A 24,591-nucleotide genomic window follows, 5' to 3' on the forward strand; every position below is an offset into this window, starting at 1 on the left:
TGCCTAAAATACTGACATGCCTACACGGGTTCACGAGTTCGCCTGGCCTGATCGAGTCGTCGTCGGCACCATTGGCCTTCCGGGGGCGCGGACGTTCTATCTCCAGGTGCGTTCGGGGACGCAGATCGTGAGCATTGCCCTAGAGAAGCAGCAGTCGGCCCTGCTCGCGGAGAAGATCGACGAAATTCTCGACCAGCTCATCACCGTGGAGGGCAACCCCTTCAGCGTTCCCACGAGTACTCCCATTGAACTTGTCGACGATGACAAGCTCGAGGCCGTTCAGGAGCAGTTTCGCACCGGCTCCATGAGCTTAGGCTGGGACCCGACGACGGCCCAGGTCGTCATCGAGGCCTACCCCATCACCGACGCCGATGCCGACGACGACGAATCGCTTGATGAGAGCGACGCTGACGCGGCCGAAATGCTGCTGGTGCGAATGCCGGTCGGCACCGCCCGCGCATTCGCCAAGCGCACCCGCGAGGTCGTGGCCGCCGGACGTCCGACGTGCCCGCTTTGCGGTTACCCCATAGACGCCGACGGGCACATTTGCCCCCTTCCCGAGGTCTGATGCCAGCGCCGGACCTGGTGACCGCCGAACTGGAGCTCACCGGCCGCATCACGACGGCTTCAAACGCGACATTTCTGGGCAGCATCGGCGACGTAGTGGTCGTCTATAAGCCGATAGCAGGCGAAAGTCCGCTGTGGGATTTTCCCCACGGCACCCTGGCTCACCGGGAGGTGGCCGCCTACCTGGTATCGCAGGCCTTCGGCTGGGACGTCGTGCCGCACACCTGGCTCCGCGATGGTCCGCTGGGCGAAGGAATGGTGCAGCTCTGGCAGGAGCAAGACCCCGCCCAAAGCGCCGTGAACATGGTCGCCGCTGACCAGGTGCCGGAGACGGGCTGGAAACACGTTCTCAAGGGTCGTGATGAGAGCGGACAGATGGTCGCCCTCGTTCACGAAGACTCGCCGGCGCTCAGACGCATGGCGGTGTTCGACATCGTCACCAACAACGCCGACCGCAAAGGCGACCACATTCTTGCCATGACGGACGGACACCGGCACGGCGTGGACCATGGGCTCACCTTTCACCGTGACCACAAGCTGCGCACAGTGCTGTGGGGATGGCTGGGAGACGCTCTGACCGCCGAGGAACGCGACGGCATAGATCGTGTCAGCGAGGGACTGCACGGTGGGCTGGGCCGAAACCTGGCGGAGTTGCTCAGCGCCGAAGAAATCGCTTCGCTCGCCGCGCGCTGCGCCCGGTTGCGCTTGACAGGGCGGTTTCCGGCTCCGAGCGGTGCGATGTCTGCGGTGCCCTGGCCGCTGTTCTAATTCGTTATGAAGCAAAATGCGGTTGGCATTGTCGACTTGGCAACGGGTGGCCTACAACCGGGTCCCCGTTTAGCGCCCGACATCCGGTCCGCGGCCTGGCTCCACTCGGCACGTCGTGTGAACTGAATTGCTGACCGCTCGAACTAAGACACCCCGAGCACAGCTGCTCGGGGTGTCCTTGGTTCATCGAAAGACGTTAGCCCAGAAGTGCTACTCCCCACCCCGTTCGGCGCCTTATGGGAAGCGTTGCGTTATCGGGTCAGTATGCTCAGTCACGTGCACGGTGACCTCATCACTTGCCCCTGACCACTCAGGGGCACCAATGAGGGCTGCCCCTGCGTGGTCAGATCACTCTTCGGCGACTCGATAACGTGCCAGACCGACGCCGTCGATGCTTACGCAAGTGCGTCACGCTCGCCGAACACTCACCGCTCGCATGACTAGTCAGCGCCGATTCCGATACGGCTCTGCCGCTAAGGTTAGGTGTCACTGCCTGCATGCCTGCCTGGCTAGCAGGCTGGCTGGCTTGCAATTGAGGAGCGTAACCCGCAGAACGGGAGGTGGCCGTTCCTTTGTCAGATTCCATTCTGCATGTCGACCACCAGCCGGCCCTGCACTTCACCCTTACGAAGCCGGGCGAGCCCGTCGGCGACCTGGTCGAACGTGACGGTCGAAACCATCGGGTCAAGTGCTCCAGAAGCCATCAGGTCATAGACGCCGCCGAGGTCGTCGAGTCCGCCACCCATCGACCCCTTGAGATCGACCTGCTTGATGATCAGGTTGTTGGTGTTGATCTCTGCCGTCAGCCGGCCCATGCCCACCTGGATAACCCTGCCGCCGGCGCGCACGACATCGACGGCGCCCGACGTGGTGCTACCAAAGCCAGCGAAGTCGATGATCACGTCCAACTCAATGTCGGCTAAATCGGTGATGTCCTTCTCGCACCGCGCCACCCCGAGCTCCTTAGCCATAGGCCAAACCGATTCCTTCGGCTCTGCCGCATAGACCTCCGCGCCGAGTATGACCGCGATGCGCGCACCAATCTGACCGAGACCGCCGATTCCAATGATGCCGACCTTTTCGCCTGCCTGCACCTGGCCACGAGTGACAACGGCGTGGTAGGCGACGTTCCCCGAGTCGGTGCCAGCCGCGGCGCGCACGAAGTCGAGTCCCTCGGGAATCTTCACCACGCTGTCGGCGATGGCAACGGTCTTCTCCGCGTAGGCACCGTCGCGCCAGTAACCAGTGGCGTTCGGAGGGCCAGACGGAACGCCAACGCGGTCGCCTACCTTCAGGCTGGTGACGCCGGCACCGATGGCCGAGACGACGCCGGCAGGCTCGTGGCCCAGCACAATCGGTGTGTAGGCAAAATTCGCCGCCCAAGCCGGATCGTCGAGCGCGGCGACATCGGAGTGACAGAGACCCGTTGCCTTGATGTCAATGACCACCTCACCCTCGCCCGCAATCGGATCGGGCACCTCGGACAGTTCGAGCGGCTTACCAGCTCCATTGAAGATCCAAGCCTTCATCGCACACTTCCCTTCGGAACGCACAGTGCGTTCTGTTCCCTGGTTACTTGCCTGCTGTTGCAGCCGTATATATGCGAACGCATTGAAATCAGATCCAATTCCCGAGAACCTTCGAGGCGTGATTCACACTAGCGTGAACGCCATCAAACGCCCGCCCGAAGGTCGGTAGCCGATCTTGTCGAGTACGCGGGACGCGAGGCCTACCTGCACAATACGCAGCTCACGAGGCTGGAGCGCGGACCTGTAAGAGAGACTCGCGAAGAGGTCGCCGGTTAGCCCTGGCACCGGTTCAACGGGAACGGAATAGGTGCCCGTTCATGGTCGGTTATGGACCTGGAATCTTCTCCACGGCATGGGCCAAGGCGACCTCTACAGGCGGGCGGAGTCCGGGCGGGAGCCTGGAATTCATGTGGCCACCCTCAAATCTCCGGATGCTTGGGGTCTTTGCCTCGTTCGCGCCAGTAGTCGTCTCGTTGCTTCCGCACGAATCTTACGAGAAGCACCACCATCGCTACAGCAATGACGATCTGAAGTGCAAGGATGATCCACCCCCACAGCCCTGTACGCATCACTGGAATCCATGGGGGTATCAAGAAGACAGCCAACGCCCCCATCCACACGGCAAGAGCAGGCAGCGGAATTCGCTGTCGTTGCGGAGAGTTCATGGCTCACTCTTTCCCCATGCGGGTAGCCTAGCGCCAATCAATCCATGTCCCGATGGCTGCAGGAGGAACAGTGCGCACATTCCGTTGGATTCTCGCCACAGGCGCCGGGGTCATCCTTGTGAGGTCTCTGATCCTCGCAGCCCAAGGCAGCGGGCCCATTGGGGATGCGCACATCATCAGGCGCGCCGCTCCGCTGGCGCTACTCGACCCCATCGAGTTTGATGTGACACATGGGGATCCCGGTTTACGTTCCGGTTCTGTTGGCCGCTGGTGCTGTCGTCTGCGTGGGATTGGTGATGTTTCTGGGCCGCCGGACTCGCATAACGAACGAAGCCTCGCGCAGCAAAGGGGTATCAGTGAGAGGGGCATCGGCAGTCGGTTCTTTCGATTGGCACGGCGATCACGATGCTCTGCGCCATAAAATCTTCACCATTGCCGAGAGCCATGCGAAATACGTCAAGGTCCAGACCCAGCATTTAATGATCAAGGTATACATCCGGCCCAATATCTGGAACTGGGGAGAAGTCATCTCAATACGCCTGCCCGAGAAGACGCCCGCACGTATTGACCTGCAGTGCTCACCGCGTATGGAAACGACGATCTATGACTACGGTCAGTGCGGCAAGGACCTGGCTGAATTCATCGAACTCGTGAAGTGACCAGAGCAGGATCGTATGTTCGGTCCCACTCCGATGGAGCTACGCGGGACCTTCCGTGGGCGCCCGCGCGACCGGTGGTCATAGCCAAGAAAGTGAGGACTATTGGACAGATGCGCCGTTTTCGTAAACGGCCCTCACCTCGTAGATGACATCGAGATCGCTCGTCACCTTGAAAGAGACTTGGTCCGGTGGCAGCGGATATGACGAGAATGCGCGAGTTGTACTCTCATTCGGATCCCCACAGGTTATTTCGTCGCTGTCGTGCAAAAGGAGAGTCCCGGCGCTGAGACAAGTCAGCTCCACATAAATGTGGGTTGCTTCCGCGGGCGGAGCACCAAGCTCGATCGTCTGTGTGCCCGTGTATATACCGAAGACCGGATCCGCGACCGCTGTAGCAGTACTACCCGGGTAACCAGTCGGTGACTGGCTTCCAGTCCCAACGTCATTTTCGGCTGCGCATCCGGTGAGCAGCGCAGCCGAGAGCAGTCCCGCAGTTGCTAGAGCTGGCAATAGTCCTTGTTTCATGGGGCTCACGATCAAGGCTTACCCGGGCTGATGGGCTTTGGAGGCAGGGTCCGCCGGAGCACCCACGCACACATGCCCGAGAGCGCAAAGGCCAGTAGGGCCAAAAGACCTATCCCCCAGTAGACCCACATGTTCAGAGTGGTTCCGTCGTACAGCAGCGCCCAGGACGAATTTCCATGGAGGACTTTGTCCGCCAGATATATCCCGGCGGCACCAGTGGGCAACATCAGAACGAGGAAGAACCATGACGGCAGGTGGGATCGGAGACGTTGGCTCATGGCCGAAGAATAACCCGACTTTTGGCCCGTTGACCACGGCGCAGGGATGGCTGCTTAGTTACGCCACATCGCCGGAGAGACAATCTCCGGACCTCCCTGCCGAACGCGAGCCCGGAGGTCTGTTCCAGACGACCGAACTGAACCTGACTCGCAAAGCCTTTCGCTACTAGATCGAATAGCAGCGCTAGGCTGTCATCTTGTTCGCCAGTTCGTGCTTCTCCGGGGTGAACTCCACCGGCAGGTTTGGCGTGCCATAGTTGTCAAACTATGCGTCGTGCTGCGTGGCCGCCTCCCAAATCTCCACAACGGTCATTGCGCCTTCGCTCTCATAGGCGTAATGGGCGTTGGAGCCGGGGGCGGCCATGAGTTTGTCCCTGAGAGCGGCGGCGATGCCTTCGTACTGTTCCCGGGTCAGGCCGGGCACAAGGCTTTGGACCAGAACAGTCATGGCGGACTCCTTTGTAGGCGACTGCCGGCCGGGCTGGATGGTGCCCCGTGGGGCTGCGCCGACACCGTCGTACACAGGCGGTCACAACCAGGAAGTCACTCACCTGTAGATGAAGACAAGTCCATTAGCTTCTTCAGACCAAGAATCAGCCTCGTACAGAACCGCCGACGGCTGCCATGCTGCAAACTGCTGGCGGCATCATTTTGACTAGGCGCGGTCGCACGAGGCACAGCCGCTAGAAACACGTGTTCTTAGCGGCGATCGCAAAAGGTCTTAGGGGGATCAGGAACTACACATTGAATCTGAATTCAACCGCGTTCCGTAACCGAATAACCTCTTAAAAGCGGCTCGTGCTGCCGCGCTTGATGGGGACGGATCGGCATCGGCTGCCCGGCCAGAGACAGCGATGCGCAAACGGAGCCGGAGGCCCCGATCTTGTCTCATCGTCTGCAGCGGACTTCTTCGCGTGCTCGCCCGGATCGGTCACTGGCGCACCCGGTAGCGCAGGTGGAGCACCCGGTTGCCCTGAATCCACGTCGGGATCCTCCAAAAGGTGCTGTGCGCGGACCGACCCGAAGTAGAACTTGCCGGACCCGAACACGACGGGTACGACGTCCATGCGCACCTCGTCGACCAGGCCCGCGGCAAGCACCTGGCCACCGACGTCGCCAGCGGCGACCTCGACGATGCGGTCACCCGCAAGCTCCTGCGCCTTGGCGACGGCTGCCTCGACGCCGTCGACGAAGTGAAACGGCGCCTCGGGGTCCCAGCCCTCGGGCTTCGGCCGGTGCGTCACGACCACGACGTGGTCGATCCCGCCCGGAGGCTTCCCGTCCCAGCCGTCCGTCAGGTCGAAGACGTGGCGCCCGACGAGTGTCGCCCCGATCTGGTTCCAGTACGGCCGGGTGTAGTCGTAGGACGCCTGCGACACCTTCACCCCGCCGCTGTCGTCCAACGGGACGTCACCGCTGGACAACCAGTCGAACAGCGGTCCGGGCTGGTCGTTCTCGTCCGCGACGAAGCCGTCCACCGACACCGAGCTGTACATGACCACCTTGCCCACAGGGCCCTCTTCTGCTTGGGGTTGCCCCAAAATGTAGCGTGTCGTGAGCTGCCGCTCCTGGGAAGAAATCAATCGACCGGCAGCGGCCAGCTGCCCACTTAAACTGCAGCGCCTTGGTCACATCCATTAGGACGCGACCAAGGCGCGGGTTCGTCGAATTAAAGAGGCAGTCCCAAAAAACCTCGAACACGGCTCGCCGACAAGGAAGTGGACGCTATGCGAACAGCCCGCGCGAACGGCGTCGGCGTAACCACTCTTGCGAGGCAGTATGGAGTACACCGCGCTACTGTTTGGGCAAGAACTCGTTGAAGCTAGTTTCTGTGATTATTCTGCAAGCCGGGTAAACACACCCCGAACCTTGCCGGGTTCCAGTGTGACCTTGACCTGACATCGCCCGTTTGTTGCCTTTGCACTGCCGCGCGCGTTAGGTGGAGTGCCCGCCGCTCCATCCGCCCAGGAGTCAGTGAAGGCGTTCCGAGCCGCACTGCGGCAGGCGTCCCAGAGCGCGTAATCTGTCTGCTTTATGTCCCCAATAACACTGGTTACTGCGTCGTTCCAGCAGTCTCGGGATTGTTCTCGACACGTAACAGAGCCAAGTGTCTGTGACTGTTTGTAGGACTCAGCGTGTTCCTTGCGTTCCTGGGTCTGACTATGCAGTGTAAATATCCAGATAGCTATGAAGACGGCCACGGCTCCGAGTACCCAACGATGCCAGTTTATTTGCCGGGCGGGATCTTCTCTTCCCGCACTTACGTAACCATTACTCGGCCGTGGTGCGTAACTGTTGGAGGTTCGCTCGGCAACGCGATACCCGGAGTGAGATTGCCGCTCCAACGAAGCGTCTAATGCTGCTATGCGGGATGCGTAGTTATGCGTTGGATTCCAACCTTCACCGGCCTCATCACCGTTCTCGGGAAGCAGATTGGCCCACTCGGTACTCTCTGCTACGCGATTCGTCGAGGAGAAGTTCTTCGCCGCTGTCCGCAATTCAACATCGTCGTAATAGGTTCCGACTATCACAGTCGAAACATCGTCACCATACTTAGCCAGATGCCGAGTCCAGTAAGCACCAGATCCTTGGTAAGAGTACGGGTCTTCGACTGTCCGACCAAAATACTTCAGGCTCGTTTTCCGATGCGTCTTGACATAAAAGATGTACAGGTCGAGACAGTCGTGCCATGTCACCCCTATCAACTTAGCTTGTCTTCTTGTTGAGTATAGTCGGCAGAGGCGGGCCCCTCCGTGGCAAGGTTGATCGCTCCAGTGCAGTTGACCGACACCCTAAACCGGCGCCCGGCAGTCGCACCACGAGCACGGGTGTCAATCCCCTACGCTGCACCTACGAGCAGTCAGTGTCACAACTTGTACAGTGCCAGTTGTTCACTTCCTGGCACCACAAAAAAGTAGTGGCTCCACAACTAATGCATTCACCGTGGGGAGCGTCTTCGAGGTCCATTGGTTCTCCTTTCCGTGCAAGAAGATTAGATCGCTTGAAGTCGATAACCAAAACCCGAGATCTGGTCACCACTGGTACGGCTAACCGCCAGGAAGGGGTCGCCCACACCACACCTTCAGAAGTTAGAGCGCAAACCTAAATTCCGTAGCCGAACAACCTCTGGGGGCGATCCTCGACAGATCCCCAGGTAGCTAACTTCCGGTGCGCTCCTCACGCAGTTCGTCGAACTTTGATCGAGCATCTGGTAGTGCGTTGATGATGCTCGTCAGCACTTGGCGTGACGCTTCCAGGAGTTCGTCGGGGTCCGCTTCGCGCAGGTCCCGGTAGAGCTCCTGTTGATTGTTGCCTCCACTTCTCCACTCTTCCGTCGTAATGCACGCGTGCAGTCGCCCCGCACCGTTCGGCATAATCTGGAGAGCGATTGCCATGACCAAAGTGAAGCTGTGCTGTGGTTGGTTCTCACCGACCATCATCAGCCCAGCCTCGTAGGCGATAACCTCGCCCGGAACGCCCGGTCTCCTCCGCCGGGCGTTCGGCGGTATCGCAGTTGATTGAGGGAAAAAGTTGAAAACAACTCCCGGCCAGTTTGCGTACAGCTCAGGCCGCTCTACCAGTCCTTCATGCCACATCCGGAGCACAGGCGCAGCAACCTGCATCGCTGTCTCATGGTCGATATCAGCGATCCGTTCTACCTCTTCGAGTGAGCTCAGCCTCTGGGCGAGGTCGCCTGATCGTCGCGGTGGGATGGTCGAGGCGGTCGCCGGGATGGACCTGAGCGCGGGCTCGGGCTCAACATGCGTTTCCCTAGGGAACAGATGAAGAAATCGGTTGTGGAACCGAGCCTGCAGCAGTTCCACGTCGTCGAAGCCAGTCAGCATCTTGAGCAGGGCCGGAATCCGATCGTTCGGGAATGCATCTCCCAACACGACGCCAGTGAGGGCGTTAGTGATGTCAAAATAGTACGATTCGGTGGACAGGTCTGTTCGGACCAATCTAAATTCGGACTCACTGGCCCAATCGGCGTGCTTGCGGAAAAAGACTCGGTCGCGATGAACGTGTGCGTATCGAAGCGCGACGGCATCGATTCCGAACTCTTCAGCCTGCTCAAGGTTAATACCATGGGGTCCGACTCCATATTCCGCTCTGCGATACCGGACCGGCCCGTGGAATTGATGAATAGCGTTTTCCCGCGCAGCCTCAAAAGCGGCTACAAGCCGGTCACGGTCGAACCGAAGACACACACCGGTATGCCCGGCCCCGTAATGCGCCCACAGTGACAAGTGGGCCCACCCACGGAGCGTATCTGGCTGCATTACCGAATCCGGCAATGCCCAGTCTTGGGTGAAGCACGCTACCTTCGAGTATCCCCGAATGTAGCGATCGATGTCTTCCCAGAGGATGCTGAAGACGTCCCCGTGAGTGGACTCGCCGTGGCTAAGATTGCCCTCAAGGTTCGGCAAAAGGGGCCGAGACTCCCAAAGGTCGTTCGTCCCTTGGAAAGGCGACATCCGGATACTTCGATTGGCAAGAATTCCCAGAATGGCAGCGTCCGACGAGGTGTAGTGATAGAGGCTCGACGTCAGCACTTTTTGAGCGGCGGCGAACTCCTGCTCAAGAGATTCATCGGGTTCGTCAACGCTGCTCAAGGTACCCCCGTTTCTAACAGCCCAATCACGCTACCTTACTACTGGCATTGCGGGCCATTAGCGCTAGGCGTTAGACCGCAACCCAACTACACAGCAAACCTAAATTCGACGACTTGTTCGCTCTGAAGTGTGGTCCGGCCTCGGCGTCAGGTCGATGACTGGCCATTCAGCGTCCGGTCCGAGCAGTTGGATGAGGTCCTCCTGACGGGGCTGCCCCATCACCGAGCGGTACGCCCCGAGCGTCCTTTGCAGGCGGCGGTACTGTTGCGCCTCTCGGCTAAGGGGCATCGCGGGGACGTAACGCTCTATCGCAGCCTCACCTTCGAACACCCAGTACGGGCTCATGAGTGAGCTGCCGGGAGGCTCCGCGGCCTCGGCGGCATCGAACAACGACTTCCAAGGATCGTCGAAGGCCGGGTCTAGGGCCGCTGCTCCGTGAACGGCCGCGACGTTCTTACGAATCGCGTGCCCCTTGTACCGGTGCACACGCCCCTCGCGCTGCTCGAGATCGACAGGATTACTGGGAAGGTTCCAGTGCACGACAGAGTGGCTGTAGGTGTGGAAGTCCAGCCCTTCCTGTCCCACCGACGTGCTGGCCAGGACGAACGGCCAAAACGGTGAATTGAAGCTGTCACGGACAGAAGTCTCGCGTGCGTCGGCAGCATCCGACGTCTGGCTCCGGCCGAAGCGAACGGCGATGTGCGAGTGCATACGCTGCTGATTGATGGAGATGTGTCCCTTCCGGGAGTCCAAGTCGTGCACCACGTTCTCCGTCGTTCGAATGGTCGCCGTTGCTGCTACGTGTTTTGCCAGCGGTAGGGCGCGGTCCAATGGTTCGTCAGCAGCGTATCCCTGGGAATCGATCAAGGTGTGCACGTACTCGTCGAGCACGGCCTGTAGGTTGCCGTCGGCGCAGTAACGAAGGACCTGAAGCCAGTAACCCCCGCTTTCGGTCTCGGCCGCCTCGGTCTCGGCGCCGCGGACGGCGGCCATGATCTCAGGCCGGTTGAACAGCGAGACAAGGCCGCGGGAGACACGCAGCGCGGCCCTGCGGACTGGCTCCTCGGTCCAGGAGACGACGCCACCGGTGGCGCGGCCGAGGGCGCGAAGTGCACAGACGCCAGGTCCGGCGACTGCCGCAAGCGCGAGGACCCGAGCAAGATCGTCAGGCACCGGACCGAGCTTCGCAAAGTCCGGATCGGAGGCAAAGGCAAGGTGATCGGCAAGTCGGGAAGTGGAGTCATCCTCACGCTCACCCACATGGAACGCGCCGAGCAGCCCGTGGTCCTCAAGCGCGAGCGCCCGGTCGAGGAGGTAGGGAGCGACGCCGTACCAAGCGCGGCCGGGGCCGGGCCCGTCGGCCTCTGTGAGCGGCAGGTCGAGAGCATTGAGTTCTCGTTGGATGCGGGCTGTGACCTCGTCGAGGATGCGCTGGGGGTCCAGCGGGAGCGAGGCTCTTAAGGAGCGTGCGACCTCGAGCGGATCTCCGAGTCTGGCTAGCGCGACGGACGGGTGGAGCAGCGCGAGGCTCGGCAGATTCGCCGGGCGGTCCCGTTGAGCGTCCCAACCGAACCGGAGCAGCGGACTCGGGCGGCGGGCATCGTAGCGGTGTGGATTTACGTTGCCAAGCCTGCCGGAGGACTCGACCAGTCGGCGCTCGGTCTCGTAGCTGACCATCGCGGCGATGGTCTTGGGAACGACACTCCACGCGGAGAATACGAGTCGCTTGGTGAAGGTCTGAACGCCTTCGGCGGCGAACGCACCACCGGGCTCAAGGTAGGGCATCGAGGGCGGCATCCAAGCGAGACGCCAGACTCCGCGATCCATCGTGTCGTCTATGAGAGCTCGCATCTTCGGGTTGCCGGGGTCCAGCTTCCGATAGCTCTGTATGTCCTTGCCGGACAGCAGTCCGTGGCGGTGGGAGGCGAGCAACGCAGCGAGTTCCGGCTCGTCGTCCTCTGCGGCACTGAGGACCCGGCTCGCGACCTGGTACGAAGACCGCTCCATGAAGTTGAACGGGTAGGAGGCGGACCGCCAGTACTCAAAGACGTCGTGGCCCTGCACCTGACGGGCGATGTTGTCGCTTGCCATCCAGACATGCAGATCCGAGGGGTGCAGTTCGAGCGGAGGCAGGTGCTTCTCGACTAGCATGCCGTCCTGCTTCGCGGTGGCTCGAAGCCGCTCGGTGCGCGACATGACGCGGCGGAGCTCGGCCGAAACCGCAGCGGTCGCCTGCTCCGCGGTTCGACGGCCCTCAGTCGTGCCGAGAAGCATGCCCTTGCGGACCTCGGACAGGAGCGTCGTGACGCGTTCAGCGGGCTCGGGGCCCGCTAGAAAGCCGATCGTGGCATGGAAGTCCCGGTGGTGGTCCTCGCCAGAGGGTTCGTCGGGCAGGGTGAACATCTTGTATGGAGTCGCCGACAGGATGAGCGACTTCGTGCCGGGGCTGGTGATAATTCGTTGCGCGAGTCGCTGGGCGTCATTCAGGGGCTGTTCATCTGCTCCTACAGACGGGAAGAGGTCCTTAAACCTCTGAAACTCGTCGAGGATGACGAGGTCCGGCGAGAGACAGTTGACCGCTGCCTGGGCCATGGCGATCCGTAGCGCGCCGATCATGGTACGTCGGCGACGCACCATGTCTGTGGATTGGGCTGGTTTGCCTCTCCAAGTGCCGAGATCCTCGATCAGGTCGTTTAACAATGAACTCCCGATGGGGCCAGGGCTGGTACGCAGGTACTCTTCGAAATCACGCATGAGCTGAGGGTCGAGATCGGGGCGGCTGCTTTCCAAAGTCAGGCGGGACTCGAAACGTTCGAAGCCCACATCGCACGCGAAGTAGCGCGTTGCGCTCTTTCCATTCAGATTTTCGCGACCGAGTACCTGACTAAGCATCCAGTGCAGCAGTGCTCTTTCCTGTACCTTGCCGGTGGCAGCGCCGAGCCGGAAAGATGTCCCCGGGGTGAAGGAGATTACATTCAGCCGTTGCCGGTCCGCGCGACCCATCGTCTTTGGCAGCAGGGTCAGGCGGTCAGCATTGTCCTGCGTCTCGCCACCGGTCAGGTCGCGCAGGCGCTGCAGGTTCTGCCGTGCGATCTGGCTGTTGGAGCAGATGTACACAATCGTGAGCGGCTTGAGGGTATCCCAGAGGTGGTCGATCGCGAGGGCGGCGACGCCTTTTGCGACGAGGGTCTTGCCGAGCCCGACCTCGTCGGCGACGAGGAACCTGTCGACCCGGTCCTCGGCTAGCCAGAGTCGGTGAAAGGCGTGCTCCACCGTCGCCCGCTGGAACGGCTTCAGACCAGAGAGCATCGCGTCGACATTTGGACGTGCCGTATCAAGGTCGATGGCGGTCATGCCTTCCTCCGAGTGCGGACAACGCTGAGCACGACATCCCACATCTGCAAGAACTCGGCGGGTATCAGGGTCTCTGCCTCCGGGAGTGCCCGAATCTCGGCGATCTGTTCGGCGACCGAAGCGAGGCGGTCGATGTCCGAACCGACCGCGCGAACGAGCGGTTCGAAGAGCACGATCGGCGGTGGCGAATCGGCGTGAGAGGCCGTGGTACCGGCCTCGCCAACAGGGATTCCGATGGTGTCTTCGTCGCGGTCGAAGGCGACCGGCCGGCGACCATCGTCGATGCCGAGCAGGAACGCCAGATACCGAAGGACACGCTCCGAGCTGTTCAGTATGCCAGCGAGGGCTCGCTGCCTGCGCTCAAGCGGATCACCGATGATTGGCACCATGATCAGGCACCGTCGGGTGACTCGGGCCGCCCCCGTGCCGGCGGTGGTCTCGATCGCGACGAACGGGGTGATGTTCTCGATCGCGATGTCCCAGGTCGTGGTCTTGTCGAGAGGCCGCCGCTGACCGGGGACGGTCGACAGCCAGATCTCGCTTTCGCCCGGCAGTTCGGCCGGGAGGGTGAAGGTCAGGCGTGCCGAGACGGACGCTTCGTCGCGCGGGATGACGTCGAGCCGCGGACGGGGATCCGACCGCGCGAGCTCACGCTGGAAGTCCTCAAGCAAGTACTTGGTGGCGATCTTCGGGTCCTCGGTCGGGTCTTCAGTTGCCGGCGTGTAGGGCTCCATAATCATCTGGAGCCCGGGCTCCTTGGACTTTCGCCCCACAACAGCCTCGACGCCGCAGGTGGTGGTGGGCCCGGTGAGAACAGCGTCGAACTCGACGTTCCGCTCCCAAGCTGCGGCAGTGATGTTGGCACTACCGGTGACAATCGTCGAACGGCCGCGGGAATGATCGATGACGACGGTCTTGGCATGAAGGCCCGTGAGTTCTGTGCCGAAGGTCGGAGCGGGATCGTGGCTCGGGCTTGCGCCGGCCTCATCAACGGCGGCGCCAGTCTCCTGTTCGGAATCCTCGGTTAAGTCGACGCCAGAGGAGAGTATCTGAAGATCCCAGCCTGTGGTGCCCCGAGCGCCGACCTGGTCGAGCGACTCGGCGCGGCTGAGGAGGATCGCTTCAGACGTCGTCGAACGCAAGCGCTCTAGGGTACCTGCGGTCAGGAACGGACTAATCGCGAGTATCCGGTCAGAGCGCTCGGTGAACGGCCAGGAACTGTCGGCGGTAAGGCCGAGCGGGAGCAGCACGCCCCCCGTGAACGGTTCTGGCGCGTCAAGCCGCACTGTGCGGAGCGTGGTGCAAAGGCCTTTGATCGCGGTGGTGCGGGCTTCGGGCAGTTCGTCGGTGCAGAGAGTTGGAAGCTGGGCGACGAAGTCCGCGGCGGGAGCGGCCTCGATCGTGCCTCGCGGCCCCTCGTCGAGGACGAGGGCGGTGTCCCAGGAGCTGTCGAGGGTGAGGTTTCGGCTGGCGACGACCACACGATGGTGTAGGGCGCCGTCGGAACGGCGAATAAAACGGAGCACCCATACCTTCGGGTGGAACAGTGCGTCCTTGGTCGGAGGTTCGACCTGGAAGATGCTGTCCTCAAGGAAGGCGTGGATACGGCTGTGGGTTGCTGGAACGTGAATGGCGGCGGCTTGGCAAAAGACGGTCGTATGGCCGATGTGCCGTTTGACCGCGTCCAGCATCTGCACGGGATCACCGGATCCGATGGCACGTGCGTCGTCAACGTTGCCAAGGGCGAAAGTCATCGGGGCGATGAGCATCGCGGTGAGGTCCAACGAGTAGGTCGTCACGACTGCGACGTCGACCTCGAAGCCGGGCGGCGGATACAGCGCGTCGGTGAGCAGGACAGCGGTGTCGGGATTCAGCATCAGGCGGCCCCCAGCCCGTCGTAGATGTCCTGCAGGTGTCGTCGAGCATGGATCCAGCGGAACCCGATCCGGTCCACGCCGGATGATCCGCCCCAGGCATCGAGAGCCTTCGAGTTCCCTGGACGAAGCCGTGCGCGGCCGTGCTTGACGGCAGACTCGCGCTGCTGCACTAGCCGGCGGGCCACATCGCTGCTTGCGACGGCGCTAGGTGCGCGCGCGAGGTCGAACCAGGAGGTGAGGAATTTCTGAGTCGACGGCGTGAAGGCGCGGCGACGGTCCTTCATGAGCCGAGCGATCGCACGGTGATCAGAGGCGTCGAGCGGGCGGATCTCGTTGACCTGGTCGGCCCACTCCGCCAGCTCGTCCCGGTAGAGATCGACCAGATCGCCTTGGTGGCGCTCGGCGTTGCCGGATGTCGCCTCTGCGAGCAGCAGGTTGTAGAGCAAATTTGCGCCTTGGATGACCAGACTGAAACGCTCCGCGAGATCGACTAGCTCCAGGAGGTTCTGCGGCAGGTCCCGGCGCACCTCTAAGTCCCACAGGTACGTTGGCGCGGAGTTGGCGTCTGTCCACGTGACCGGCCGATGGTGCACGAGGTGCGCCAGCAGAGTGCCGGCGCAGGAGCGAGTAATCGTCTCGGCCAAGAAAGAGGCCTCCTCGTGTCGGAGATCGAAGGTCGCGCTCTTCAGCAAGCCTTGCGGCGGGGAGGGAAGACTCGGCACGATGCCGGTCGGGGTGAGGTCGATCCGGGTGTCGAGCTCCTCCTGTCGCGGCGCGGATCGCAACTGATCGCTGCGCAGCACGCAACGACGGAAGTACCCCTGGACCGAGAGACCCCTATCGGCAATGCCCCAGGAGATCAGCGCTCCCCAATAAATGGCGCTCGGTACGCGTTGCAGGTTCCGTCCAGCGCGGCGGCCGATAATGCCTTCCTTGGTGTCGCCCATTCCCCGCTTGAGAGAGTCGATAAAGTCCCGCTCAACGTCATGGAACGCCCAGCCCATCTGCTCGGCCGTATCCTTCTGTGCGGCGATCTCAAGAAGCCAGGACACGAAGAGTACGTAGCGCAGACGGGTGTGCAACGTCGAGGTGCCGGGGAACAAGGTGTCGCTGATCCCGTCCCGAATGGCGCCGATGCCGAGGTCATCGATCGTTCCCTGATCACGGAACAGCTCGACCGCTTCCATCATCCGTCGACGCTGTTCGGGGTCGACGGCGAGCCACGCGAATGAACTCGTCATACCGAAATTATGCCGACCTTCTCCGACAACTTACTGGTCGACTCACTGCGCTGTCTTAATAGTCCAGTCTCAGCATCGTAGACAAGGACCTGCCAACATAGATGCGGAAATCTTCGCTTACGTCCACACCTTCCACTTGAGTCAAGGAACCTACTAAGATGTCGAAATCCAATGAGGTTCCACCGTCAATCATCCTCACGGACATCGCGATAGTTAAACCACGACTACGCTTCTCTTGCCGAGGGTGGATCGGTCCTTTCCCAGACCCGTGCGAATTCGTCGGCAACCGCGGGCCAGACCAATTTCCTCCCGTCCTCCGCCGAGTGGAGCCGATCGGCCAGCGGCTCAAAAACTACGAAATCGTGCGAGATTACTCGGCCCGCCCTGTCTTGCCGCCCTTCTGGGTCGGGAAAACGAAGTGCCACTTTTTTGTCAACACGGCGACAAACCTCCCGCTCATCCTCGGCACCAGCAAAGGCCTCGTCGTAGACCAGGAGCAAATCCTCTACTCCTCCGTTTCGAAGAAACCTAAATCCCCAGGTTCGTCCACGCGTGGCCCAGATGAGCTTCACCTACGACTCCTCAGAAGAGTCTGCTCCTCTTCACCCTTGTCCAAGTCCATCCGGAAACCGGACAGGGTGGCTTTTAGATTGTCCTGCTTCGCCCGCGCCTCAGAATTGATCTTTCTGAGTTTGTCTCCTGCCAGCTTCGCCGCTTCGCTAGCTAGCCGGGCCGCATCTTTCACCCGATTGGCATCGAAACGGTTCAGCAACTGGCCTAACCGACCAGGCGGCTGACCCTCGCCCGCTATCAGCACTGCGGCCAAGAATTCGGTGCCGACCAGCAGATTCTCTACCACTTTTCCACGGATCCGCCTTGCTTGGGCCCACCGTGCATATCGTTCTAACGGGAGCATGGCGGCCAGCGGCAGGATCAACTCCAGACCAACGCGCTTGTTCACCTCAATTTTGTTTGTGTCGAACTTCGCTGACGAAAACAGCACGAAATCCTCACCCACAGACAGTGCCTCGCTATCTTCCACTAGCCCAGCGAGAACTTTCCGAAGTTCCTCAATGTCGTCGGAGGACTTCTCAATAACGAGATCCCTGAACTTGAACACATCTAGGTCGGGCAGCAGATCGGACTTGGACAACGCCATAATCCAGATGCGCGGAAACACCACAAGAGGCTGGCCATCCTCTAATAGGTCATCTTTCAGGGAAAGCAGTCCGTTGCGGAAATTGGTCAACAAGGACTTCAGGTATCGCTCTTCCTTGCCCGAGTTGTCCAGCAACCGTTGGCCGTCCACCAGCAAGAGGGCAACGTCAGATCCCAGCAAAGACCTGAACGTGTCAACCTTGCGCTGTGCCTCTTCAGACCCGTTTACTTCCTCCTCGAACCACTCCCCCGGGTAGTCGTGCCAGACGAGGCGAAGGGCATCGACAGGCGTAGCACCTCTGCCCCTTCTGCTTGGTCTCAGCCCATCCTTCATCTTGATCTTGAAAGAATAGGAAGAGGCAGCAAAACGGGTCGCCTCAGGTGGTCGCGCCGAATTTTTCATCCCAAGGTAATTTCTGTGCAGTCGATTGCCTTGGCCAATATCGTCCGGCACCACATGGAACAAACTCTTCTGCAGGTACTGAGACTCTTGCGTGGCTCCGTAGAACGAGGAGAGCATGACGGTCTTGCCGCTCCCGCTCTCGCCGAACACTGCAATGTGCTGCTCTCCCGCTCTATTTACTGGCATATCAGGAGCTTACACAGGAGTGACATCTCCCCTAGAGATTGGACTCGTGAGCAATCCGCAGACTTGGCCGGGTGCTTCGTAAGAGCCAGTCAAGCGCCCGCCGCGTCGCAACTGCGGACCCGGCGATGAACATGGCCGGACCGTAGCTGGCCCCCGACTCGGATCCGGCTGGCTGTGTACGGCGCCACGTTTCGTACCCGAATAACTTTGACCTATCGGTTCTCATTGACTATGAAAACACCACTGCGCACACCTTGCACGGATCTGCGACCTGCTCGCTGTAGCATAGCGCCAGGACCCGCAACCGCTCGATATCTCGGGCCCTTCAAGGTCCCGGCAGACAAATACCTAAATAAGGGATGTCCCCTCTGAAGTCTGAGTACTGACTTCAGTTGAAGGCCCCACATCGGATGCAACTTGGGGTTACTGGAGAAATTTTTAGTGAGCGGTGGAGTTGCCTTAACTAGCATAGTAGCCAGAGGGATTTATCGTGATGCTCAAGAGACTAGGCGTCGAAGAAGCTCTCCTTTGCAATTCGATGATGCTCTAACGTCGGCGGACTTCGCAGAGATAGTTCAAGAAGCCGCACGACGGACGCCGCGGGTCAGGGGTGCAGTCGTCACCGGTATGGCAATAGTTCTCGGCGTGAGGTCCAATACTGGCCTCTCTAATTGGAACGCGCACGTCGACTTCAATGACTATGGTCGCCTAACGGGCACCTACTGGCTAACCACTGAAAATAGTGATTCTGCGGTCCCTAAGCATTTTGCCGATTTAGTTCGCGCGGAAATTCAACATCGCATACGTTAATTAATTGCGCGCCTCAACTTGGTCTCTCCGGAACTGGGGTAGACAGAGAACAAGCCCGCGCCTTAACGCGAGACGCGGGCTTGTTACGCTGCCTCAAAGGGCCCGTATCTGGCCGGAGATAGTCCGGATGCCGAACCAAAACGCCACCCCAGAGGTTAGACCGCAAACCTAAATTCCACCACGTTCCGTAGCGGAATAACTTCTCAGCGAATGTGCAATGAAGCCGGTAGTTGACCAGCTACACCTAGACTCTAGATGTGAAACCACCCGTGGAGGAGCACCATCCGATCGCCGATGAAGGACAGCCGTGGTTGGGGTGGCGAGACGATCCGATCTCAACAGCCGACCAGGACACGCTCCAGCGTGCACCCGTAGCACAACGTGCAGCGCGGCTAATCAACGAGAACCACTCCCCGGAATCCAGCGTCGTCTATGGCCTAGAGGGTCCTTGGGGCTGCGGCAAGTCCTCAGTCATCGCCTTGATCACCAACTTCCTCACGGACTTCGAAGAACGCCGCTGGCATGTCGTGTCATTTACCCCTTGGGCAACATCGGGAACTGAGGGATTACTTTCCGAGTTCTTTTCCGCTCTTGCGACCGTTGAGCCCAAGTCGAGTAAGAACAAGAACCTGCGTAACCTGATCAGTGCTTACGCTGACATAGCCCGGCCGTTTGCTGCTTTGATTCCCGTCGCGGGATCAGCACTTGTCGAGGCGACTAGAAGTGTTGAGACCCGCCTGTCGAAACCGTGGAATGTCGCCTTCAAGGAGATCGCGACAGAACTTCGGGCCCTCGGCACACCGGTGCTGGTCGTCGTCGATGACATTGACCGTCTCCAGCCAGGCGAACTATTCGACCTCCTTAAGGTAGTGCGCCTGCTTGGCCGCTTCCCCGGCGTCGACTTCCTCTTGGCTTACGATGAACAGACTCTCATCGAGACCTTGCAGAACCCGGGTCAGTCCAACGTTTCGAAGGTTAGAGCGCGGGCGTTCATGGAGAAGATCGTCCAGTATCCACTGAGTATTCCACCCCTTCTGACGAGTCAGATCGTAAAGATGCTGAACGCCGGGCTGACGGAAATTTTGACCCTCGAACGCGTCGAGACAGGTTTCGACAAGCACCGGTTCGGCGACATCATCCTGTCCATCATGCCTTCTCAACTCACTACACCGCGCGCCATCCAGCGATTCCTCGCACAAGTTCGCGAGCAGTTCCGGATCCACGATCTAAGCGAGATGAACGATGTTGATCTCATCTTGTCCGTCTTCCTCAAGGTGCAATTTCCTGACACCTTCGCCCAGCTACAGTCGTGGAAGAGTGAACTAACGCGCTCGTCTCCTTCGATAGTGAGTTTCGGCCAACGCGAGGAGACGCAACCCGACTGGAATCCTCTTTTTGAAGTCCTAGATCGCGAGGTGGATCGTCGTGATGCCCGCGCGGTCCTAGCCACCCTCTTTCCTGCGACTCGCGGCCCGAGCCCTTCCCGCGCTACGCCCGGACGCTTCGCGCATCCCGACTACTTCGATCGGTACCTCGCCCAGGCCATCCCCGAAGGTGACGTACCCGACGCCGTAGTCAGCCGAGCACTCGAGAAGGCGGCCGTCGCCGACAGTGCCGCCCTACATTCGCTACTCTCCGCAAACGACGAATCACAGGTGACGTTGACGCTGAGCAAGATCCGCTCGCGATACCCAGATATCGAAGAGTTGCCATACCACGAAGGCCCCTCCGGTCCAGTCACACTGGAGTTGCTAGCCGTCGCCATGACGCTTGTTAATGAGGCAGAAGACCGACTGAGCTCTCTGACTTCTAATTTGCTCCACCTAACGTATTGGGCGGCTACGCTGCTCCGGCGCCTTGTCGACGCCGAACCCAATAGCAAAGTCGACCGCGCGCTGTCGGCATGCACCAATTTCCACCGCCGCACCCACGTAATTACGACCGCAAGCCGGGACGTGGACACGCTCAAAGATGAGACTGCACGGGCCCTTCGCGAAGCGCTATACCGAGAGGCCGACAGACTGTCGTCGGTCTTACTGGATGACCTCCGCCAGGGCGACGAGGCAGGGGCTCTGGCAGGCAACAGTTTCCTTTACGACGTCGTCGCTGAGTCGCCAACCATGGGTAAGTTCCAGACCGACATTTCGAGCGGATTGGAGTCTAAAGACTTCTCTTTGGATGACATAGCGGCGAGGCTCGTCAGCTTCTCCTACGTAATCGGAGGCTCAGGACGACCCTCATATGCGTCGTTCTCGGGGGCGCTCTTTACGAAGATTACCGGGTTCGAGGCACGGTCAGTCGAGAGGAGAGATGTGAGCGATTGCCCCGACACGGGTTGGCGATACCGAAGGCAATTCGCCAGACAGCTCATCACGCCGGAAGGATCCGACCCCAAAGAAGTCAGCGGAAGCAACTCATAATCCGCGACACATCTCATCTCGAGACGTTCGTCCCCGTCTCACCCCGAGCGGAAACCTTAGACGGCAAAACAAAACCGACCACGTTCCGTAGCCAAATAACCTCTAGAAGCGCGGCCATCGACTGAGTGTGGGACCGAATCCCCGTTCCTGCTTGGGCTGCGGATTCAGGTGCAGTCCATGCTCTATAACTGCTGTCACTCGAGAAACAGGAAGGCTGCCCGCCTAGACGATGTGTCCGGGCGGGCAGCCTTTGGTGGGGAGGTGTTCAGAGACGTTTGACGCCGATGGTGTGGGCGGTGGTGAACTCCTCGATGGCCCATTCGCCGTTGAAGCGGCCCAGCCCGGAGTTGCGTTCGCCGCCGAAGGCCACGTGGGCCTCGTCCTGAACGGTCATCTCGTTGACGAAGGTCATCCCGGCCTTGACCCGCTGGGCGAAGCGCACGCCGCGGTCCAGGTTCTGGGTGAACACGGCCGAGGACAGCCCGTAGACGTGGTCGTTGGCCAGGGCCAGCGCGTGCTCCTCGTCGTCGGCCTTGAGAATCGCGACCATGGGGCCGAAGATCTCTTCGCGGGCAATCTCCATGTCCGGAGTGACGTCGGCGAACACGTGCGGCGGGACTACCCGGCCCACGATGTCGCCTCCGGCGACCACACGGGCGCCGGCCTCCTTGGCTCCGGCGATCTTGGCCTTCAGGCCCTCCAGCTGGGAGTCGTTGACCACCGGACCGACCAGGGTGCCTTCCTGGCTCGGATCGCCGAACGGCACGGACTTCGCGGCGCCGGAGAACTTCTGAACGAACTCGTCGTAGACCGGCGCCTGGACGATGATCCGGTTCACGGACATGCAGATCTGGCCCGAGTGCAGGAAGGTGCCGGGCACGGCCTGGCCGACGGCGGCGTCGAGGTCCGCGTCATCCAAGACCACCAGCGGGGCGTTGCCGCCCAGTTCCAGGGAGGTCTTCTTCAGGTGCTCCCCGGAGGTGGCGACCTTGCCCACGTTCTGGCCCACCGGCGTCGATCCGGTGAAGGAGATCAGCCGCGGCACCGGGTGGGCGACAAACTCATCGCCGATCTCCGAGCCGGCGCCGGCCACCACGGACAGCACACCGGCCGGGAGGCCGGCCTCCTCGAAGATCCGGGCGATCAGCAGGCCGCCCGTCACGGGGGTGTCCGAGGCTGGCTTGATGACGACGGCGTTGCCCAGCGCCAGCGCGGGGGCGACCGAGCGCTGGGACAGGTGCAGCGGGAAGTTCCACGGGCTGATCACACCCACAACGCCGACCGGCTTGCGGTAGACCCGCATTTCCCGGTCTGGGGTGTTCGAGGGATGGATGGTGCCGTGCACGCGGGTGGGGAACGAGGCGGACTCCTGGGTGATGCCTGCGGCCAGGGAGACCTCGATGTTGGCCTTGAGCACCGTTGAGCCGGACTCCTTCACCAGCCAGGACACGATCTCCCCGCGGTGCTCCTCGAGGAGGTCCCCGGCGCGGCGGATAATCTTCGCGCGCTCGGACGGTGCGGTGGCGGCCCAACCGGGCTGGGCCGCCTCGGCGGCGCGGTAGGCCTCGTCCAGGTCTTGGCTCGAGGCCTGGCGGATTTCGGCCACCACCGAGTCGTCAAACGGGTTGACGTCCGTGTTCACCTTCTCCGAACGGCCCTCGCGCCACTCGCCGCCGATGAACTGCAGGTTCACCGGCTGTCCGGCGAAGGTCGCGGGGGTCGTAATAGTCTCTGCAGTCGCAGTCATTTGTCTTTCTCCTTCAGGTAGGAAGGGCGCCGCGGGGGGCGGCGGCACTCTCCTGATCGTCTCTAAGATAACGGGGCGTGGTAAGCCGATTCGCAATCAGCGGAGTTCCGACCTCCGCTGCCACGGGGGCAGCTCCCCGCCCGACCAAGGAACTGCTTCGAGGAGGTCATCACGAATGGGATTTCGAGGTCTCGCTTCGTGCCACATCCGCGGCCTCCGGGTCATGCTCGGTGCGTAGGTCCTCGACGGGCCGTAGAGCACCGATGAGCAAGCCGGCGCTTATGGCGACCAGATAGAGGCCCGGGAGGATCACGGACACGGCCCCCTCCGTGTCGATCAGGGCGCTAAAGTTCGTGACGGCCAATACCACGGCGACGACGAGCATGGCTCCACCTATCAGCGGGGCCACGAGGCGCGCCCACAGGTTCACTTCGGCTGACCGCCGTCGCAGGAATACGATGACGGCGGCGGCACCTGCGGCTTGCAACAGCAAGAGGCCGAGTGTGCCGAGCCCAATCATCCACATGTACAGGACCGCGAAGGGGTCCTGTCCTGTCAATATGAACAGCACCAGCAGAATGGCAATGGTGATCGTGACCAGCACGCTGGCACGGCTGGGGCTCCGGTGGCGGGCATGGGAGTGGCCGAGCGACTTCGGCAGGAAGCCAGACCGCCCCAAGGAGAACACATAGCGGTTTATCGCATTGTGGAAGGACAGCAGCACCGCCAGCAGGCTGGTGACCACGAGCAGTTCCATGACCGTTGCCGCCCACCCCCCGAGGTAATCGGTGACTGGGGCCAGTACAAAGTTGACTGGGTCAGCCAAAGCGGCGTCCTGTACGTCGTTGACCCCGTAGGCGAGCGCCAGAGCCCACATAGTGAGGGTGTAAGCCACGCCGATCACGATGACGGCAATGTACGTGGCCCGAGGGACAGACTTCTTGGGCTCTCTCGCCTCTTCTCCGTACAGAATGGTCGCTTCGAAGCCGACAAAGCAGGCGAACGCAAAGAGCAGGGCTAAGCCAGTGGTTGGGCTGAAGATGTCGGCTGGGTTGAAGGAAGCAGCGTTGATACCTTCGGCACCGCCTTGCACCAGTACTGCGAGGTCGAAGACGAGCAGAAACAGGACTTCCAGGACCAGCATGATTCCCAAGAGCACGGTGGATACGCGTATGTCCCGGTAGGCGAGCAGGCCGATGACGACCACGCCGACCAGCAGCGTGGCTTGCCATGGAACGTGGAAGCCCAGGAACCGGTCAAATAGATCAGAGGTGAACGTGGCGAATTGGGCAGATATCCCCATGAACATGGCGAGGTAAGCCAGCAGGGCAATTCCGGCTGCAGCGTAACCGGCCCAGCGGCCCATGCCCCAGGAGATAAAGGCCGCGAATCCTCCGGCATTGGTGACGAACTTGCTCATGGCGGAAAAGCCGAAGGCGAAGAGCAGGAGCGCCAAGGCAGCGATCAGGTACATGGCTGGGGCAGCGGGTCCGGCAAACATGAATACCACCGGACCGGCCCCCAGCGTAGCGGCCAGCGGTGCGGCAGCCGCGACCACGAAGAACACAATGCCGGCGGTCCCGACGGAACCCGCCTGCAACTGAGTGGAGACCGCCGATGTTTGCCGCGCTGACCGTGCGCTCGACGGGGATGATGTTTTCATGGATACCTCTAGAGTGGGTAGAGACTGGCAGGTTGTCGCGTATCTGTGATCTTCCATGCTCCGGGAACCACCGGTGCATGACAACGAACACTCTGAGAAGGCGCGTTCGCGATTCTTGAACGTGAGAA

The 24,591-nt window shown here is 61.0% G+C and carries 14 protein-coding genes and 1 pseudogene; 4 read left to right on the plus strand and 11 right to left on the minus strand.

The window, feature by feature from the left end:
- Nucleotides 1–16: 16 nt before the first annotated feature.
- Together AC5RV3_RS08590 and AC5RV3_RS08595 are read left to right on the plus strand one after the other, a co-directional pair.
- Nucleotides 17–568 carry a DUF3090 domain-containing protein gene (locus AC5RV3_RS08590; RefSeq protein ID WP_494121750.1) on the plus strand — a complete coding sequence of 184 codons (552 nt, stop codon included), beginning with the start codon at nt 17–19 and terminating at the stop codon, nt 566–568.
- On the plus strand, nt 568–1,335 hold the full coding sequence (locus tag AC5RV3_RS08595; RefSeq protein ID WP_494121751.1) for an SCO1664 family protein: 768 nt from the start codon (nt 568–570) through the stop codon (nt 1,333–1,335). Before AC5RV3_RS08590 ends, AC5RV3_RS08595 begins: the two co-directional genes overlap by 1 nt.
- A 575-nt stretch (nt 1,336–1,910) precedes the next feature.
- On the opposite strand, the gene AC5RV3_RS08600 is transcribed toward AC5RV3_RS08595, so the two are convergent.
- Both AC5RV3_RS08600 and AC5RV3_RS08605 read right to left on the minus strand, forming a co-directional pair.
- Nucleotides 1,911–2,864: a zinc-binding dehydrogenase gene (locus AC5RV3_RS08600; RefSeq protein ID WP_494121752.1), complete on the minus strand. Its 954-nt coding sequence runs from the start codon at nt 2,862–2,864 to the stop codon at nt 1,911–1,913.
- 419 nt (nt 2,865–3,283) lie between these two features.
- On the minus strand, nt 3,284–3,529 hold the full coding sequence (locus AC5RV3_RS08605; protein ID WP_494121753.1) for a hypothetical protein: 246 nt from the start codon (nt 3,527–3,529) through the stop codon (nt 3,284–3,286).
- A 230-nt stretch (nt 3,530–3,759) separates the two neighbouring features.
- Here AC5RV3_RS08605 and AC5RV3_RS08610 point away from each other — a divergent pair, with 230 nt between their 5' ends.
- Complete coding sequence (locus AC5RV3_RS08610) at nt 3,760–4,188, plus strand: hypothetical protein (protein WP_494121754.1); 429 nt, start codon at nt 3,760–3,762, stop codon at nt 4,186–4,188.
- A gap of 1,068 nt (nt 4,189–5,256) precedes the next feature.
- On the opposite strand, the gene AC5RV3_RS08615 is transcribed toward AC5RV3_RS08610, so the two are convergent.
- The 7 genes and pseudogenes from AC5RV3_RS08615 to AC5RV3_RS08645 form a co-directional block, all read right to left on the minus strand.
- Nucleotides 5,257–5,439 carry a hypothetical protein gene (locus AC5RV3_RS08615; RefSeq protein WP_494121755.1) on the minus strand — a complete coding sequence of 61 codons (183 nt, stop codon included), beginning with the start codon at nt 5,437–5,439 and terminating at the stop codon, nt 5,257–5,259.
- Nucleotides 5,440–5,922: 483 nt separating this feature from the next.
- Nucleotides 5,923–6,502 (minus strand): annotated as a pseudogene (locus AC5RV3_RS08620) (dihydrofolate reductase family protein).
- A 1,647-nt stretch (nt 6,503–8,149) separates the two neighbouring features.
- Nucleotides 8,150–9,604, minus strand: a complete 1,455-nt coding sequence (locus tag AC5RV3_RS08625) for a DUF2971 domain-containing protein (protein WP_494121756.1) — start codon at nt 9,602–9,604, stop codon at nt 8,150–8,152.
- Nucleotides 9,605–9,703: 99 nt separating this feature from the next.
- Nucleotides 9,704–12,958 (minus strand): DEAD/DEAH box helicase, encoded by a 3,255-nt coding sequence (locus AC5RV3_RS08630; protein ID WP_494121757.1) that lies wholly within the window; start codon nt 12,956–12,958, stop codon nt 9,704–9,706.
- Complete coding sequence (locus tag AC5RV3_RS08635) at nt 12,955–14,835, minus strand: phospholipase D family protein (protein ID WP_494121758.1); 1,881 nt, start codon at nt 14,833–14,835, stop codon at nt 12,955–12,957. Before AC5RV3_RS08635 ends, AC5RV3_RS08630 begins: the two co-directional genes overlap by 4 nt.
- Nucleotides 14,835–16,076: a DUF6361 family protein gene (locus AC5RV3_RS08640; RefSeq protein ID WP_494121759.1), complete on the minus strand. Its 1,242-nt coding sequence runs from the start codon at nt 16,074–16,076 to the stop codon at nt 14,835–14,837. Before AC5RV3_RS08640 ends, AC5RV3_RS08635 begins: the two co-directional genes overlap by 1 nt.
- Nucleotides 16,077–16,644: 568 nt before the next feature.
- Nucleotides 16,645–17,823: a TRAFAC clade GTPase domain-containing protein gene (locus tag AC5RV3_RS08645; protein WP_494121760.1), complete on the minus strand. Its 1,179-nt coding sequence runs from the start codon at nt 17,821–17,823 to the stop codon at nt 16,645–16,647.
- A 1,067-nt stretch (nt 17,824–18,890) separates the two neighbouring features.
- Here AC5RV3_RS08645 and AC5RV3_RS08650 point away from each other — a divergent pair.
- Nucleotides 18,891–21,053, plus strand: a complete 2,163-nt coding sequence (locus tag AC5RV3_RS08650; protein WP_494121761.1) for a KAP family NTPase — start codon at nt 18,891–18,893, stop codon at nt 21,051–21,053.
- Nucleotides 21,054–21,318: 265 nt separating this feature from the next.
- Here AC5RV3_RS08650 and AC5RV3_RS08655 read toward each other — a convergent pair whose 3' ends face one another.
- Together AC5RV3_RS08655 and AC5RV3_RS08660 are read right to left on the minus strand one after the other, a co-directional pair.
- Nucleotides 21,319–22,800: an aldehyde dehydrogenase family protein gene (locus tag AC5RV3_RS08655; protein ID WP_241914798.1), complete on the minus strand. Its 1,482-nt coding sequence runs from the start codon at nt 22,798–22,800 to the stop codon at nt 21,319–21,321.
- A gap of 169 nt (nt 22,801–22,969) precedes the next feature.
- Nucleotides 22,970–24,463: an APC family permease gene (locus tag AC5RV3_RS08660; RefSeq protein WP_494121762.1), complete on the minus strand. Its 1,494-nt coding sequence runs from the start codon at nt 24,461–24,463 to the stop codon at nt 22,970–22,972.
- Nucleotides 24,464–24,591: the final 128 nt, after the last annotated feature.

This window comes from Arthrobacter sp. Y3221114, from assembly GCF_059092625.1.

What these genes read in the sequence shown, in the direction of transcription:
- AC5RV3_RS08590 (WP_494121750.1), top strand. Translation starts at nt 17, where the DNA reads ATGCCTACACGGGTTCACGAGTTCGCCTGGCCTGATCGAGTCGTCGTC.
- AC5RV3_RS08595 (WP_494121751.1), top strand. Translation starts at nt 568, where the DNA reads ATGCCAGCGCCGGACCTGGTGACCGCCGAACTGGAGCTCACCGGCCGC.
- AC5RV3_RS08600 (WP_494121752.1), bottom strand. Translation starts at nt 2,864, where the DNA reads ATGAAGGCTTGGATCTTCAATGGAGCTGGTAAGCCGCTCGAACTGTCC.
- AC5RV3_RS08605 (WP_494121753.1), bottom strand. Translation starts at nt 3,529, where the DNA reads ATGAACTCTCCGCAACGACAGCGAATTCCGCTGCCTGCTCTTGCCGTG.
- AC5RV3_RS08610 (WP_494121754.1), top strand. Translation starts at nt 3,760, where the DNA reads ATGGGGATCCCGGTTTACGTTCCGGTTCTGTTGGCCGCTGGTGCTGTC.
- AC5RV3_RS08615 (WP_494121755.1), bottom strand. Translation starts at nt 5,439, where the DNA reads ATGACTGTTCTGGTCCAAAGCCTTGTGCCCGGCCTGACCCGGGAACAG.
- AC5RV3_RS08630 (WP_494121757.1), bottom strand. Translation starts at nt 12,958, where the DNA reads ATGACCGCCATCGACCTTGATACGGCACGTCCAAATGTCGACGCGATG.
- AC5RV3_RS08635 (WP_494121758.1), bottom strand. Translation starts at nt 14,835, where the DNA reads ATGCTGAATCCCGACACCGCTGTCCTGCTCACCGACGCGCTGTATCCG.
- AC5RV3_RS08640 (WP_494121759.1), bottom strand. Translation starts at nt 16,076, where the DNA reads ATGACGAGTTCATTCGCGTGGCTCGCCGTCGACCCCGAACAGCGTCGA.
- AC5RV3_RS08645 (WP_494121760.1), bottom strand. Translation starts at nt 17,823, where the DNA reads ATGCCAGTAAATAGAGCGGGAGAGCAGCACATTGCAGTGTTCGGCGAG.
- AC5RV3_RS08655 (WP_241914798.1), bottom strand. Translation starts at nt 22,800, where the DNA reads ATGACTGCGACTGCAGAGACTATTACGACCCCCGCGACCTTCGCCGGA.
- AC5RV3_RS08660 (WP_494121762.1), bottom strand. Translation starts at nt 24,463, where the DNA reads ATGAAAACATCATCCCCGTCGAGCGCACGGTCAGCGCGGCAAACATCG.